15 protein-coding genes are annotated in these 14,695 nt (G+C 72.0%); 12 read left to right on the top strand and 3 right to left on the bottom strand.

The features are described 5' to 3' along the window. Positions 1–36: 36 nt before the first annotated feature. From ABZX11_RS37040 to fgd, 7 genes are read left to right on the top strand one after another with little or no spacing between them, the layout of a single operon-like run. Positions 37–804: an SDR family oxidoreductase gene (locus tag ABZX11_RS37040; protein ID WP_176170139.1), complete on the top strand. Its 768-nt coding sequence runs from the start codon at positions 37–39 to the stop codon at positions 802–804. Further along, a complete protein-coding gene (locus ABZX11_RS37035; protein WP_354922239.1) occupies positions 801–1,670 on the top strand; it encodes an SDR family oxidoreductase in 870 nt (289 codons plus the stop codon). The genes ABZX11_RS37040 and ABZX11_RS37035 overlap by 4 nt, the downstream gene beginning before the upstream one ends. Further along, a complete protein-coding gene (locus ABZX11_RS37030; protein WP_354922236.1) occupies positions 1,670–2,410 on the top strand; it encodes an enoyl-CoA hydratase family protein in 741 nt (246 codons plus the stop codon). Before ABZX11_RS37035 ends, ABZX11_RS37030 begins: the two co-directional genes overlap by 1 nt. Continuing rightward, the gene (locus ABZX11_RS37025; RefSeq protein WP_354922234.1) at positions 2,400–3,263 is read left to right on the top strand and encodes a CoA-transferase; all 864 of its coding nucleotides are present in this window, start codon (positions 2,400–2,402) and stop codon (positions 3,261–3,263) included. Before ABZX11_RS37030 ends, ABZX11_RS37025 begins: the two co-directional genes overlap by 11 nt. Beyond that, a complete protein-coding gene (locus ABZX11_RS37020; RefSeq protein WP_176170135.1) occupies positions 3,260–3,991 on the top strand; it encodes a CoA-transferase in 732 nt (243 codons plus the stop codon). Before ABZX11_RS37025 ends, ABZX11_RS37020 begins: the two co-directional genes overlap by 4 nt. Next, complete coding sequence (locus ABZX11_RS37015; RefSeq protein WP_176170134.1) at positions 3,988–5,043, top strand: nitronate monooxygenase; 1,056 nt, start codon at positions 3,988–3,990, stop codon at positions 5,041–5,043. Before ABZX11_RS37020 ends, ABZX11_RS37015 begins: the two co-directional genes overlap by 4 nt. A 3-nt stretch (positions 5,044–5,046) precedes the next feature. Then, on the top strand, positions 5,047–6,051 hold the full coding sequence (gene fgd / locus ABZX11_RS37010) for a glucose-6-phosphate dehydrogenase (coenzyme-F420) (RefSeq protein WP_354922230.1): 1,005 nt from the start codon (positions 5,047–5,049) through the stop codon (positions 6,049–6,051). A gap of 16 nt (positions 6,052–6,067) precedes the next feature. Here fgd and ABZX11_RS37005 read toward each other — a convergent pair whose 3' ends face one another. The 3 genes from ABZX11_RS37005 to ABZX11_RS36995 are packed head-to-tail and all read right to left on the bottom strand — an operon-like array spanning position 6,068 to position 9,132. Then, a complete protein-coding gene (locus ABZX11_RS37005; protein WP_176170132.1) occupies positions 6,068–7,219 on the bottom strand; it encodes an acetyl-CoA C-acetyltransferase in 1,152 nt (383 codons plus the stop codon). Positions 7,220–7,228: 9 nt separating this feature from the next. Continuing rightward, on the bottom strand, positions 7,229–7,990 hold the full coding sequence (locus tag ABZX11_RS37000; protein ID WP_354922226.1) for an SDR family oxidoreductase: 762 nt from the start codon (positions 7,988–7,990) through the stop codon (positions 7,229–7,231). After that, complete coding sequence (locus tag ABZX11_RS36995; protein WP_354922223.1) at positions 7,987–9,132, bottom strand: acyl-CoA dehydrogenase family protein; 1,146 nt, start codon at positions 9,130–9,132, stop codon at positions 7,987–7,989. Before ABZX11_RS36995 ends, ABZX11_RS37000 begins: the two co-directional genes overlap by 4 nt. 82 nt (positions 9,133–9,214) lie before the next feature. On the opposite strand from ABZX11_RS36995, the gene ABZX11_RS36990 reads away from it, so the two are divergent. The 5 genes from ABZX11_RS36990 to ABZX11_RS36970 are packed head-to-tail and all read left to right on the top strand — an operon-like array spanning position 9,215 to position 14,679. Continuing rightward, entirely contained in the window at positions 9,215–10,747 is a 1,533-nt protein-coding gene (locus ABZX11_RS36990) for a FadD3 family acyl-CoA ligase (protein ID WP_354922219.1), read from the top strand. Then, positions 10,744–11,589 (top strand): enoyl-CoA hydratase, encoded by an 846-nt coding sequence (locus ABZX11_RS36985; protein WP_354922216.1) that lies wholly within the window; start codon positions 10,744–10,746, stop codon positions 11,587–11,589. The genes ABZX11_RS36990 and ABZX11_RS36985 overlap by 4 nt, the downstream gene beginning before the upstream one ends. Next, positions 11,589–12,719 (top strand): acyl-CoA dehydrogenase family protein, encoded by a 1,131-nt coding sequence (locus tag ABZX11_RS36980; protein ID WP_354922213.1) that lies wholly within the window; start codon positions 11,589–11,591, stop codon positions 12,717–12,719. Before ABZX11_RS36985 ends, ABZX11_RS36980 begins: the two co-directional genes overlap by 1 nt. Further along, positions 12,716–13,633 carry an acyl-CoA dehydrogenase family protein gene (locus ABZX11_RS36975; RefSeq protein WP_354922210.1) on the top strand — a complete coding sequence of 306 codons (918 nt, stop codon included), beginning with the start codon at positions 12,716–12,718 and terminating at the stop codon, positions 13,631–13,633. Before ABZX11_RS36980 ends, ABZX11_RS36975 begins: the two co-directional genes overlap by 4 nt. Further along, positions 13,630–14,679, top strand: coding sequence for an acyl-CoA dehydrogenase family protein (locus tag ABZX11_RS36970; RefSeq protein WP_354922207.1), 1,050 nt, complete (start codon positions 13,630–13,632; stop codon positions 14,677–14,679). Before ABZX11_RS36975 ends, ABZX11_RS36970 begins: the two co-directional genes overlap by 4 nt. Positions 14,680–14,695: the final 16 nt, after the last annotated feature.

Below are 14,695 nucleotides of genomic sequence, written 5' to 3'. Positions count from 1 at the left end.
CATGTTCTAGTTTTGGGGACGGAAGGTGGTGTGCCGGTGAAGACGGAGCTGGGCCTGGCCGGGACGGTGGTGCTGGTCACCGGCGGCGTCCGCGGGGTGGGCCGGGGCATCGCCGAGGTGTTCCGCGCCCACGGCGCCCACGTCGTGGTGTGCGCGCGGCGCGCGGCGCCCACCGAGGCGGAGTTCGTCGCCTGCGACGTCCGCGAAGAGGCGCAGGTCGCCGCGCTGGTCGAGGGGATCGTCTCCCGGCACGGGCGCCTCGACGTCGTGGTGAACAACGCCGGCGGGGCGCCGTACGTGTCGGCGGCCGAGGCGTCACCGCGGTTGCACGAGAAGGTCGTGCAGCTCAACCTGCTGGCGCCGCTGCTGGTCGCCCAGCACGCCAACGCGGTGATGCAGCGGCAGGATTCCGGCGGGTCGATCGTGATGATCTCCAGCGTCAGCGGCACCCGCCCCTCGCCGGGAACGGCGGCCTACGGCGCGGCGAAGGCCGGGCTGGACAACCTGACCGCGAGCCTGGCGGTGGAGTGGGCGCCGAAGGTGCGGGTCAACGCCCTCGACGTCGGGATGGTGCGGACCGAGCAGGCGCACCTGCACTACGGCAGCGAGGCCGCCGTCGAGGCGGTCGGGAAGACCGTGCCGCTGGGCCGGCTGGCCGAGCCTGCGGAAGTCGGGCACTGCGCCGCCTTCCTCGCCTCCGGCCTGGCCTCCTACGTTTCCGGCGCGACCCTGCGGGTGCACGGCGGAGGTGAGGTCCCGGCGTTCCTCGCCGCGGCCGACGTCAACCATCGGGAGGATTCGTGAGCGGGTTGTGCCAGGGCCGGGTGGCCGTGGTGACCGGTGCCGGGCGGGGGATCGGGCGGGCGCACGCCCTGGCCTTCGCCGCCGAAGGGGCGTCGGTGGTGGTGAACGACGTGGACGCCGACGCGGCCGCGGAGGTGGTCGAGGCCGTCGGTGAGCGGGCCGTGGCGAACTCTTCGGACGTGGCCGCTTGGGCCGGTGCCAAGGAGCTGATCGGGACCGCGATCGAGCGGTTCGGGCGCCTGGACGTGCTGGTCAACAACGCGGGGTTCCTCCGGGACCGGATGCTGGTCAACCTCGGCGAGGACGAGTGGGACGCGGTGGTGCGGGTGCACCTCAAGGGGCATTTCGCGCCGTTGCGGCACGCGGCGGAGTACTGGCGGTCCGAGGCGAAGGCCGGGCGCACCCCGCAGGCCCGGGTGATCAACACCAGTTCGGGTGCCGGGCTGCTGGGCAGCGTCGGGCAGGGCAACTACTCGGCGGCGAAGGCGGGGATCGCCGGGCTGACGGTGGTGGCGGCCGCGGAACTCGCCCGCTACGGCGTCACCGTGAACGCGATCGCGCCGGCCGCCCGCACCCGGATGACCGAGGGGGTGTTCGCGTCGATGGCGCGGCCGGACACCGGTTTCGACGCGATGGCGCCGGAGAACGTCTCGCCGCTGGTCGTCTGGCTGGGCAGCGAGGAGTCGGCGCACGTCACCGGCCGCGTCTTCGAGGTCGAGGGCGGCAAGGTCTCGCTCGCGCAGGGCTGGCGGCACGGTCCGGTCGTGGACAAGGGCGAGCGGTGGGAGCCGGCGGAACTCGGGCCGGTGGTCAAGGAACTGCTCGAGCGCGCGCCCGAGCCCGAACCGGTCTACGGAGCGAGCTGATGGCGATCCTCACGAAACGCGACGGGCACGTCGAGGTGGTCACGGTCGACTTCCCGCCGGTGAACGCGCTGCCGGTGCAGGGCTGGTTCGACCTGGCCGACGCGATCACCCAGGCCGGGCGTGACCCCGAAGTGCACGTGGTGATCCTGCGCGCCGAGGGCCGTGGGTTCAACGCCGGGGTCGACATCAAGGAGATCCAGCGCAGTGCCGGGTATGACGCCCTGGTGGGTGCGAACCGCGGCTGTCATGCGGCCTTCGGTGCGGTCTACGACTGCGAGGTGCCGGTGGTCGCCGCGGTGCACGGCTTCTGCCTGGGCGGCGGGATCGGCCTGGTCGGCAACGCCGACGTGATCATCGCCTCGGAAGACGCGACCTTCGGCGTACCGGAAGTCGAGCGGGGAGCCCTGGGCGCGGCGACCCACCTGGCCCGGTTGGTGCCGCAGCACCTGATGCGCACGCTGTACTTCACCGCCCGCAGGATCACCGCCGCCGAGCTGCACGCCCACGGCTCGGTCTACCAGGTGGTGCCGCGCGCGGATCTCGACGAGGCGGCTCTCGTGGTCGCGCGGGACATCGCGGCCAAGGACCCGCGGGTGATCCGGGCGGCGAAGGAGGCGTTGAACGGCATCGACACCCAGCAGGTGCACCGCAGCTACCGCTTCGAGCAGGGCTTCACCTTCGAGCTCAACCTGCTCGGCGCGTCCGACGAAGCCCGCGAGGAGTTCTTGAATGGCCGATAAGCGCACGACCGCCGACGAGGTGGCGGCCGAGCTGAAGGACGGCATGACCGTCGGGATCGGCGGCTGGGGCTCCCGGCGCAAGCCGATGGCCCTGGTCCGCGCGATCCTCCGCACCCCGGTCAAGGACCTCACCGTCGTCTCCTACGGCGGCCCGGACGTCGGGCTGCTTTGCGCCGCGGGCAAGGTCAAGCGGGTCGTGTTCGGGTTCGTCACGCTGGATTCGATCCCGTACGACCCGTGGTTCGGCCGCGCCCGCGAGACCGGGGCGATCGAGGTGACCGAATACGACGAGGGCATGTTCGGCACGGCCCTGTCGGCGGCGATGCAGCGGCTGCCGTTCCTCCCCACGCGGGCCGGGCTCGGCTCCGAAGTCATGCGCGCCAACCCGCACCTGCGTACCGTCCGCTCGCCGTACGACGACGGCGAGGAACTCGTCGCGGTCCCGGCGCAGCACCTGGACGTGGCGCTGGTGCACCTCAACCGCGCCGACGCCCGCGGCAACGCCCAGTACCTGGGGCCGGACCCGTACTTCGACGAGCTGTTCGGCCTGGCCGCCGAGAGGTGTTTCGTGTCGGTGGAAAAGCTCGTCGACACGGACGAGCTGCTGGCCGGCGGCCCGGTGCAGTCGCTGCTGCTCAACCGGGGCAGTGTCGACGGCGTCGTCGAATCCCCGCGGGGGGCGCACTTCACCACGGCGGTGCCGGACTACGGCCGGGACGAACGCTTCCAGCGGCACTACGCGGCCTGCGCGAAGGACCTCGACGCGTGGCCCGGCTTCGTCGACCGGTTCCTGTCCGGTGACGAGCGGCGGTATCTGTCCGAAGTGGACAAGTTCGAGGCGGAGGCGGCATGAGCGCGACCCGGGCCGAGATCGCCGTGGTGGCGGTGGCCGAGCTGTTCCGCGGCGACGGCGAGATCCTGGCCAGCCCCATGGGTTTCATCCCGCAGCTGGGCGCGAAACTCGCGCGGCTGACGTTCGAGCCGGACCTGCTGCTGTCCGACGGCGAGGCCCACCTGCTGACCGCCGACGGGGTGGTCGAGGGCTGGCAGCCGTTCCGCAAGATGCTCGACACGATCGTCCCGCACGGACGACGGCACGTGCTCATGGGCGCCAACCAGATCGACCGCTACGGCAACCAGAACATCTCCGCCATCGGCGACCACGCCCGCCCCAGGAAGCAGCTGCTCGGCGTGCGCGGCGCACCGGGCAACACGATCAACCACCGCACGAGCTACTGGGTGCCCCGGCACAGCACCCGGGTCTTCGTCGAGACCGTGGACGTCGTGTCGGGCGTCGGGTACGACAACGCCGCGAAGGCGGGGTTGTCGGCGCAGAAGTACCACGACGTGCACCGGGTCGTCTCGAACCTCGGCGTCTTCGACTTCGGCGGCCCGGACCACGCCATGCGCGCGGTGTCGCTGCACCCGGGCGTCACCCGCGACGACGTCGTGGCGGCGACGGCGTTCGACATCGACTTCACCGGCACCGGGACCAGCCGCGAACCGACCGACGAAGAGCTGCGGCTCATCCGCGAGGTCCTCGACCCGAAGGACCTGCGTGACAAGGAAGTCCCGGCGTGAAGACGGCCCTGACCCGGCTGGTCGGCGTCGAGCACCCCGTCGTGCAGACCGGGATGGGCTGGGTCGCCGGGCCGCGGCTGGTCTCGGCGACCGCGGAAGCCGGGGCGCTCGGCATCCTGGCGTCCGCCACCATGACGTTCGGCGAGCTGGAAGCGGCGATCACCGAGGTCAGGAAGCGGACGGAGAAGCCGTTCGGGGTGAACCTCCGCGCCGACGCGGCCGACGCCGGCGAGCGCGTCGACCTGCTGATCCGGGAAGGCGTCAAGGTCGCCTCCTTCGCGCTCGCCCCGCGGAAGGAGATGATCGCCAAGCTGCGGGACCACGGCGTCGTCGTGATCCCGTCGGTCGGGGCCGCCCGGCACGCCGAGAAGGTCGCGGCCTGGGGCGCGGACGCCGTCATCGTCCAGGGCGGCGAAGGCGGCGGGCACACCGGCGGGGTCGCCACCACGCTGCTGCTGCCGTCGGTGCTGGACACCGTCGACATCCCGGTGGTCGCCGCGGGCGGCTTCTTCGACGGCCGCGGGCTCGCCGCCGCACTGGCCTACGGCGCGGCCGGGATCGCGATGGGCACCCGGTTCCTGCTGAGCAAGGAAAGCACTGTCCCCGACGAGGTCAAGCGCCGCTACCTCGAGCAGGGTCTCACCGGGACGGTCGTCACCCGGCGCGTCGACGGCCTCCCGCACCGCGTGCTGCGCACCGAGCTGGTCGAGAAGCTCGAACGCACCGGCAGGCTCCGCGGTCTGGCCCAGGCCGCGAGCAACGCCCTGCGCTTCCGGAATATCACCGGACTGTCCCCGGTTGCGATGCTGCGAGAAGGCTTCGCGATGAAGCACGGCAACGATCTGACGTGGAGCCAGCTGGTCATGGCGGCCAACACCCCGATGCTGCTGCGGGCGGGACTGGTCGAAGGCCGGACGGACGCGGGAGTGCTAGCGTCGGGACAGGTGGTGGGCATGATCCACGACCTGCCCACGGTGGCGCAGATCGTCGAGGGCGCAGTCGCCGAGGCAGGTGAGATCCTGCGGCGGCTCGGCCGGGAAACGGGAGGATGAGCGGTGGCTTTGAAGGTCGGGTACAAGGCGTCCGCGGAGCAGTTCGGGCCGCGGGACCTGGTCGAGTACGCCGTGCGCGCCGAAGAGGTGGGGGTGGACTCGGTGTGGGTGTCCGACCACTTCCTGCCGTGGCGGCACGAGGGCGGGCACGCGCCGTGGGCGCTGGCCTGGATGCCGGCGGTGGCGGAGCGCACGAAGCGGGTGCAGATCGGGACGAGCGTGCTGACCCCGACGTTCCGGTACAACCCGGCGGTGATCGCGCAGGCGTTCGCGACGATGTCGCTGCTGTCGAACGGCCGGGTGATCCTCGGCGTCGGCACCGGTGAGGCGCTGAACGAGATCGCCGTCTCGGGCCGCGAGTGGCCCGAGTTCAAGGAGCGCTTCGCGCGGCTGCGGGAGTCGATCAAGCTGATCCGCGAGCTGTGGACCAGCGACAACGTGAACTTCAAGGGCGACTACTACGAGCTGGTCAACGCGCACATCTACGACCGGCCGGAGCAGCCGGTGCCGGTGTACATCGCCGCCGGTGGCCCGGTGGTGGCCAAGTACGCGGGCCGCTCGGGGGACGGGTTCATCTGCACTTCCGGCAAGGGCATGGACCTCTACACCGAGAAGCTGATGCCGGCGGTGAAGGAAGGCGCCGAAGCGGCCGAAAAGACCGTCGACGACGTCGACCGGACGATCGAGATCAAGATGTCGTACGACCGCGATCACGAGAAGGCGCTGGAGAACACCCGGTTCTGGGCGCCGCTGTCGCTGACGGCGGAGCAGAAGCACACGGTGTCGAGCGCCGAGGAGATGGAGCGGCTGGCCGACGAGCTGCCGATCGACCAGGTCGCCAAGCGCTGGATCGTCGCCTCCGACCCGGACGAGGCCGTCGCCCAGATCAAGCCGTACCTGGACGCGGGCCTCAATCACCTCGTCTTCCACGGCCCGGGCCACGACCAGGAGCGGTTCCTGACCCAGTTCTCCGAGGACGTCCTGCCGAAGCTGCGCGCCCTCGGCTGACCGGCGTTGTCCGAGGTCACAGCCGTTCGATGATGGTGACGTTGGCGGTGCCGCCGCCTTCGCACATCGTCTGCAGGCCGTAGCGGCCGCCGCGGCGCTCCAGTTCGTGCAGGAGCGTGGCGAGGAGCTTGGTGCCGGTGGCCCCGATCGGGTGGCCGAGGGCGATCCCGCCCCCGTTCACGTTGACCCGGTCGGGGTCCGCGCCGGTTTCGTCGAGCCAGGCCAGTACCACGCTGGCGAAGGCCTCGTTGACCTCGAACAGGTCGACGTCCCCGATGCCGAGCCCGCTCCTGCGCAGGGCGTGCGCGGTGGCCGGGATCGGGCCGGTCAGCATCCACACCGGGTCCGCCGCGCGCACCGACAGGTGGTGGACGCGTGCCCGCGGCGTCAGGCCGTGCTCCCGCACGAACGCCTCCGAGGCCAGCAGGGCGGCGCTCGCGCCATCGGAGATCTGGCTGGCCACCGCCGCCGTCAGCCGGGAACCTTCGCTCAGCGGCTTCAAGCCGCGCATGCGCTCCAGGCTGGTGTCGCGGCGCGGGCCTTCGTCGTGGCGGAACTCTTCCACCGGCACGGTTTCCGCGTCGAACCGGCCTTCGTCGATCGCGGCCAGCGCGCGCCGGTGACTGCGCAGCGCGTACTCCTCCATCGCCTCCCGGCTGATGTCCCAGTGCTCGGCGATCATGTCGGCGCTGCGGAACTGCGACACCTCGGCGCTGCCGTAGCGCTCCTGCCAGCCCTTCGAACCGGAGAACGGGTCGTCGAAGCCGTACTCGCGCCCGGCCAGCATGGCCGCGCTGATCGGGATGCGGCTCATGTTCTGCACGCCGCCGGCCAGCACCAGGTCCTGCGTCCCCGACATGACGGCCTGGGCGGCGAAGTGCACGGCCTGCTGGCTCGACCCGCACTGCCGGTCGACGGTCACGCCGGGCACGTGGTCGGGGAAGCCCGCGGCCAGCCACGCGGTGCGGGCGATGTTGCCCGCCTGCGGGCCGAGCGTGTCGGTGCAGCCGAGGATGACGTCGTCGACCAGGTCCGGGTCGACGCCGGCGCGTCCGACGACGGCCTTGATGACGTGGGCCGCGAGGTCCGCCGAGTGCCAGCCGGACAGTGCGCCGCCGCGCCGGCCGACGGGGGTGCGGACCGCGTCGAGGAGGAAGGCTTCGGGCACGGGGACTCCCTAGGGGTGCTGGCTGCTGACGGAGACGACTTCGCCGGTCAGGTAGGAGGCGTAGTCGCTGGCGAGGAAGACCATCACGTTGGCGACTTCCCAGGGCTCGGCGGCGCGGCCGAAGGCCTCCCGCTTGGTGAGGTCTTCCAGGAGGTCGTCGCTGGTCACCTTGGCCAGGAACGGGTGCATGGCGAGGCTGGGGGCGACGGCGTTGATCCGGACCCCGTGCTCGGCCGCGTCCAGCGCGGAACAGCGGGTCAGCGCCATGACGCCCGCCTTGGCGGCGGCGTAGTGGGCCTGGCCGGCCTGGGCGCGCCAGCCGATCACGGACGCGTTGTTGACGATCGCGCCGCCCCCACCTTGGGCGACGAACTGCTTGAGGGCGGCGCGGGTGCAGCGGAAGGTGCCGTTGAGGGTGATGTCGAGGACGCGGGACCACTCGTCGTCGGTCATCTCCAGTACTGACTTCGTACCGCCGAGCCCGGCGTTGTTGATCATCACGTCGATCCGGCCGAAGTGGTCCACCGCGCCGTCGACGAGGGCTTGGACCTGGTCTTCCTGGGTGACGTCACAGGCAATCGCGTGGACGTCGCCGAGTTCGGCGGCCTTCTCCTTCAGGCGGCGCTCGTGCCAGTCACTGATCACCACGTGCGCGCCTTCTTCGAGACAGCGTTTCGCGACGGCCGACCCGATGCCGGTGCCCGCGGCGGCGGTGATCACCACGACCTTCCCCTGGAGGAGGTCGTGGCCGGGTGGGTAGGACGGGATCACGGGCGAGCCTCCCGGGGCAGGCCGAGGACGCGCTCGGCGATGATGGTGCGTTCGATTTCGTCGGAACCGCCGTAGATGGTGTCGGCGCGGGTGAACAGGAACAGCCGCTGCCACTCGTCCAGCTCGTCGCCGTCGGAAGTGAGGGACCGAGCACCGCGGGCGCGCATGGCCAGTTCACCGAGGCCGCGGTGCCATTGCGCCCACAGCAGCTTGCCGACGGCGACTTCGGGTCCGGCGGCCTGGCCGAGCGTCCGCAGGGCGTGGGCCCGCAGCACGCGCAGGCCGATCCGGGCGCGGGCGAGGTCGGCGCGCAGCAGCGGGTCGTCGTAGGTGCCGAGCCGTTTCGCCTCGGCGGTGATGTCGTCGAGTTCGCGGCGGAAGCCGATCTGCTGGCCGAGGGTGGAGACGCCGCGTTCGAAGCCGAGGGTGGCCATGGCGATCTTCCAGCCCTCGCCGGGCGCGCCGACGACGTGGTCGGCGGGCGTGCGGGCGTCGTCGAAGAAGACTTCGTTGAACTCCGACGTGCCGGTGAGCTGCTGGATCGGCCGGATGGTGACGCCTTCTTGCCGCAGCGGGACCAGCAGGTAGGAGAGGCCGTGGTGGCGCCGGGAGCCGGGTTCGGTGCGGGCGACGGCGAAGCACCAGCCGGCCACGTGCGCCAGTGAGGTCCAGATCTTCTGGCCGTTGATGACCCACTCGCCGTCCCGCAGCACCGCGGACGTCGAGACCGCGGCCAGGTCGGAGCCGGCGCCGGGTTCGGAATAGCCCTGGCACCAGAGCTCTTCGACCGCGACGATCTTCGGCAGGAAGCGGGCCTGCTGCTCGGGCGTGCCGAACGCGATGAGCGTCGGACCGAGCAGCTGTTCGCCGATGTGGTTGACCCGGGCGGGCGCGCCCGAGGCGGCGTACTCCTCGTGGAAGGCGACCTGCTCCTCCAGCGAGAGACCCCGGCCGCCGTGCTCGACGGGCCACCCGACGCAGGTCCACCCGGCCGCGGCCAGGTGGCGTTCCCAGGCCAGGCGCAGGTCGAACTCCTCGTGCTCCCGCCCGGGTCCGCCGAGCCCGCGCAGCCGGGCGAACTCGCCGGTCAGGTTGCCGGCCAGCCAGTCCGCGACCTCACGGCGGAATCGCGACGGTTCCACGCACGCCTCCTTGCTGCCGGGCGGGTCCGGCACCTAGGGTAATGAGAACACGTTCTACTTTGTCGGTCCAGAGGAGGCAGTGGTGGGACAGACCACGATCCCGGCCGTCGTCCGTGATGCCGCCGCGAAGTTCGGGTCCGCGGAGGCGCTGGTCGACGGCTCGGTCCGGCTGGGATTCGACCAGCTTCTGGAACGTGTTCAGACCGTCGCGCGGGCCTTCGCCGCGTGCGGTGTCCGCGCGGGCGACCGGGTCGCGATCGCCCTGCCCAACACCCACCACTGGGTCCTGTCGGCGCTGGGCGCGCTCTACGCGGGCGCGACCCTGATCCCGGTCAACACCCGCTTCACCGCGATCGAAACGGTGGACCTGCTCGTCCGCGGCCGCGCCACCGCGCTCGTCGTGGCCGCCGACTTCCTCGGCACCGACCGCCACGCCGCCATCCGCGAGACGGGTGCCGAACTGCCGGACCTCGCCACCGTCGTCCGGGTGCCGCTGCAGGAGCCGCACCGGCCGGTCGAGGGCACGCTGGGCTGGGACGAGTTCCTGGCCCGCGCCGAGGGAGTCCCGCCGTCCGAAGCCGAGGCGCGGGCGGACGCCGTCGCGCCGGACGACGTCAGCGACATCCTCTTCACCTCCGGCACCAGCGGCCGCTCCAAGGGGGTGCTCTCCGCCCACCGGCAGACGGCCGACGTCGCCGCCGCGTGGGCGGAGTGCGGCCAGGTCACCGCGGACGACCGGTACCTGGTGATCAACCCGTTCTTCCACAGCTTCGGCTACAAGGCGGGCATCGTCGTGTGCCTGCTGACCGGGGCGACGATCGTCCCGCAGGCGGTGTTCGACGTCCGCGAGGCGCTGCGGGTGATCGAGCGGGAGCGGATCTCCGTGCTGCCGGGCGCGCCGACGGTCTTCCAGTCCCTGCTGCACGAACCGCGCAAGGGCGATCTGTCGTCGCTGCGGCTCGCGGTCACCGGGGCCGCCACCGTGCCGGCCTCGCTGGTCCGGCGGATGGGAGCGGAGCTGGGGTTCGAGACGGTCCTGACCGCCTACGGCCTCACCGAGGCCGTGATGGTGACGATGTGCCGGCCGGGGGATCCCGCGGAACTCGTCGCGAGCACGTCCGGCCGGGCGACCGCGGGCTTCGAAGTGGCGATCCAGGGTTCGCCGGGCGAGATCGTCCTGCGCGGCCCCAACGTGATGCTCGGGTACCTCGACGACCCCGAAGCCACCGCGAAGGCGATCGACGAGCAGGGCTGGCTGCACACCGGCGACGTCGGCGAGCTCGACGCCGACGGCAACCTCACCATCACCGGCCGGCTCAAGGACATGTACATCAGCGGCGGCTTCAACATCTACCCGGCCGAGGTCGAGAACGCCCTCACCGAGCTGGCCGGGGTCCGCGACGTCGCCGTGGTCGGCGTCCCGGACGAGCGGCTCGGCGAGGTCGGCAAGGCCTACGTCGTCGGGACCGGGCTGACCGAGGAGGCTGTCCTCGCCTTCTGCCGCGAACGGCTGGCCAACTACAAGAACCCGAAGTACGTCGAGTTCGTGGACGCCCTGCCCCGCAACGCTTCCGGCAAGGTGCTGAAGCGGCTGCTGACCGAGGAGAACGCATGAGTGAAACGGTGGTCCGGTCGCAGCGGCGGGGGCCGGTCGCGGTGGTGACGATGAACCGGCCGGAGTACCGCAACGCCCAGAACTCGGCGATGACCTACGCCCTCGACGACGCTTTCACCGACGCGGTGAACGATCCCGACGTCAAGGTGATCGTGCTGGCGGGGGAGGGCAAGCACTTCTCGGCGGGCCACGACATCGGCACGCCCGGCCGTGATGTGGATGTGCCGTTCGACCGGCGGGCGGTGCTGTGGTGGGACCACACCGACCGGGTCGGCGGTGATCAGCGGTTCGCTCGCGAATCGGAGGTGTACCTGGGGATGTGCCGCCGGTGGCGGGAGATCCCGAAGCCGATGATCGCGAGCATCCAGGGCGCCTGCATTGCGGGCGGGTTGATGCTGGCCTGGGTGTGCGACCTGATCGTCGCGGCCGACGACGCCTTCTTCGCCGATCCCGTGGTGCGGATGGGCATCCCGGGCGTGGAGTACTTCGCGCACCCGTGGGTGCTGGGTCCGCGAGCGGCGAAGGAAGTGCTGTTCACCGGCGAGCGGTTCACGGTGCAGCAGGCCAAGGAGTGGGGGATGGTCACCCGGATCGTCCCGCGGGCCGAGCTGGAGGAGCGCACTCTCGAACTCGCGGACAAGATCGCCGGGATGCCGCAGTTCGGGCTGGCCCTGGCCAAGAAAGCCGTCAACCAGGCCGAAGACCTGATGGGTCTGCGGTCCGGGATGGACTCGGTGTTCGGGCTGCACCACTTGGCGCACGCGCACAATGCCGAAACGTCCGAGGACTCGCTCGGCGGGCAGTCGGCGCGGTCGATGCGTGACGCGAACAAGGAGGCGTGATGGACCTCGACATCGACGAGGCCTCGGCCGCCTTCCGTGACGAAGCTCGGGCGTGGCTCGCGTCGCATGTGCGTTCGCTGCCGTCGATGGACACCGCCGAGGGCTTCGCAGCCCACCGCGAGTGGGAAGCCGAGCTCGCCGAGGCGCGGTGGTCGGTGGTGTCGTGGCCGCGGGAGTACCACGGCCGGGACGCGTCGATGCTGCAGTGGCTGCTGTTCGAGGAGGAGTACTACGCCTCGGGTGCGCCGGGCCGGGTGTCGCAGAACGGGATCTTCATGCTGGGGCCGACGTTGTTCGCGCACGGCACGCAGGAGCAGCGCGACCGGATCCTCCCCGCCATGGCGACGGGGGAGCAGGTGTGGGCGCAGGCGTGGTCGGAGCCCGAGGCGGGCAGCGACATCGCCGCGTTGCGCAGCACGGCGGTGCGCGCCGACGGCGGCTGGTTGCTCTCCGGGCAGAAGACGTGGAGCTCCCGGGCGTCCTTCGCCGACCGCGCGTTCGGGTTGTTCCGCACGGATCCGGAAGCCCAGCGCCACCACGGCCTGACGTACTTCATGGCCGATCTGAAGGCCGAAGGCGTGACGGTCCGGCCGATCCCGCAGCTGGACGGCGAACCCGGGTTCGCCGAAATCTTCTTCGACGACGTGTTCGTGCCGGACGAGGACGTGATCGGCGAGGTCGGCCAGGGCTGGCGCGTCGCGATGACGACGGCCAACAACGAACGCGGGCTGTCGCTGCGCAGCCCGGGCCGGTTCCTCGCCGCCGCCGATCGCCTGGTGGACCTCTGGCGGTCGAGCGGCGCCGGGGAGTCCACCCGGGACCGGGTAGCGGATGCGTGGATCGGCGCGCGCGCCTACCAGCTCTACACGTTCGGGACGGTCAGCAGGCTGGCCGAGGGCGGCGAGCTGGGCCCCGAGTCGAGCGTGAACAAGCTGTTCTGGTCGCACCTGGACGTCGAGCTCCACGAGACGGCCCTGGACGTGCTCGGCCCGGCCGCGGAGACCGACCAGGCCTGGGTGAACGGCTACCTGTTCTCCCTCGCCGGGCCGATCTACGGCGGCACCGACCAGATCCAGCGCAACACCATCGCCGAACGGCTGCTGAAGCTCCCGAGGGAGGCCCGCCGATGAGGTTCCTGCTCTCGCCGGAGCAACGGCAGTTCGCCGCGACCCTGCACGAGCTGCTCGGCGGGGCCGACACCGCGGCCGCCGCCCGCGCCTGGGCGGCGGGGGAGCACGAACGCGGCCTCAAGCTCTGGCGCGCGCTCGCCGACGTCGGCGTCTTCGCGCTGCTGGTCGGCGAGGAACACGGCGGCCTCGGCGCCGGGCCGGTGGACCTCGTGGTCGCCTGCGAGGCGCTCGGCTACCACGCCGTCCCCGGCCCGGTCGCCGAGTCGGCCGCGGTCGCACCGGCCCTGCTCACCGGCGACCGGCTCACCGCGCTGGCCGAAGGCGACCTCGTGGCCACCGTCGTCGCGCCGCCGGAGGTACCGCTGGCCCTCGACGCCGACGTCGCGGGCGTGGTCCTCGACCTCACCGGCGCGGAACTCGCCGCCGAACCCGGGCCGGTGCGCTCGATCGACCCGCCGCGGCGGCTGTTCCGGGTCACGGCCGCGGCCGGGCGGGCGGGCGGGCCCGCGTTCGACCGCGGTGTGCTGGCCGTGGCCGCCCAGCTGCTGGGCGCGGGGCAGTGGCTGCTCGACACGTCGGTGGCGTACGCGAAGCAGCGCAAGCAGTACGGCCGGGCCATCGGGGAGTACCAGGCGATCAAGCACCTGCTCGCCGACGTCGCCACCCGGCTCGAACTGGCCCGGCCACTGCTGCACGGCGCGGCCGTCGCCGGGGACACCTTCACCCGCGACGTCTCGGCGGCGAAGGTCATGGCCGGCGAAGCGGCGAACCTCGCCGCCCGGACCGCCCTGCAGGTGCACGGCGCCATCGGCTACACGGCCGAGCACGACCTCGGCCTCCGGCTGACGAAGGTGCGCGCGCTGGCCGGGGCGTGGGGGACCGGGTCTTTCCACCGGGCGCGGGTCCTGCGATGACGGATCCGCTGGAGACCGAGGAAGCGCGGGCGCTGCGGGACGCCGTCCGAGCGCTGCTGGCGCGCCGGTCGGGGCCCGAGGCGGTGCGGGCGGCGATGGCGTCGCCGCTGGGCTACGACGACAAGCTGTGGTCGACGCTCTGCGAGCAGATCGGCGTCGCCGCACTGGCGATCCCGGAGCACTACGGCGGCGCGGGTGCCGGGCTCGCCGAAGCGTGCGTCGTGCTGGCGGAACTCGGCCGGACGCTCACCCCCGCACCGATGCTGGGTTCGGCCGTGCTGTGCGGGGAGGCGTTGCTGCGCACCGGGAACGACGAAGCCTGCGAGCGGCTGCTGCCGGGCGTCGCCGCGGGCACGACCCTGGCCGCGCTGGCCTGGTCCGATGTGGACGGATGGGGCACGCCGGCCCTGCGCGCGTCGGAGACCGGGCTCGACGGCCGCGCGCACTACGTCCTGGACGGCGACCTCGCCGACGTCCTGCTCGCGGTGGCCCGCACCGACGACGGCGCCGGCCTGTTCGAGGTGCCGGTCGAAGGGGTGCGCCGTTCGCGCGTGACCAGCATGGACCCGGGACGGCGGCTCGCGGTCGTGGAATGCACCGCGACCCCGGCCCGCCGCCTCGACGCGGGCGGCTTCGCCGAGGCGCTGCGGAAGCTGCGCGACGTGGCGACGATCGCCGTCGCGGCGGAGCAGACCGGGGCGGCCGCGCGGGCGCTGGAGCTGACGGTCGAGTACACGAAGCAGCGTCGGCAGTTCGGCCGCCCGATCGGGTCGTTCCAGGCGCTGAAGCACCGGATGGCCGACGTGCACGTCCACGTGGAGGCGGCTCGCTCGGCGCTGTACGCGGCATTGGTGGACGGTGACCCCGAGGCCGTGGCGACCGCGAACCTGGTGTGCACCGAGGCGTTCACCCACGCGGCGGCGGAGATGATCCAGCTGCACGGCGGTATCGCGATCACCTGGGAGCACGAAGCCCACCTGTACTTCAAGCGAGCCCACGGCACAGCCCGGCTCTTCGGCGACGCGGGCGCTGTGCTCGGCTCGTGAGCGGGACTGCGGCCGG

The organism is Amycolatopsis sp. NPDC004169, assembly GCF_040610315.1.
Taxonomy (GTDB): Bacteria; Actinomycetota; Actinomycetes; order Mycobacteriales; family Pseudonocardiaceae; genus Amycolatopsis.
This window is presented reverse-complemented; position numbering and strand designations above follow the sequence as displayed.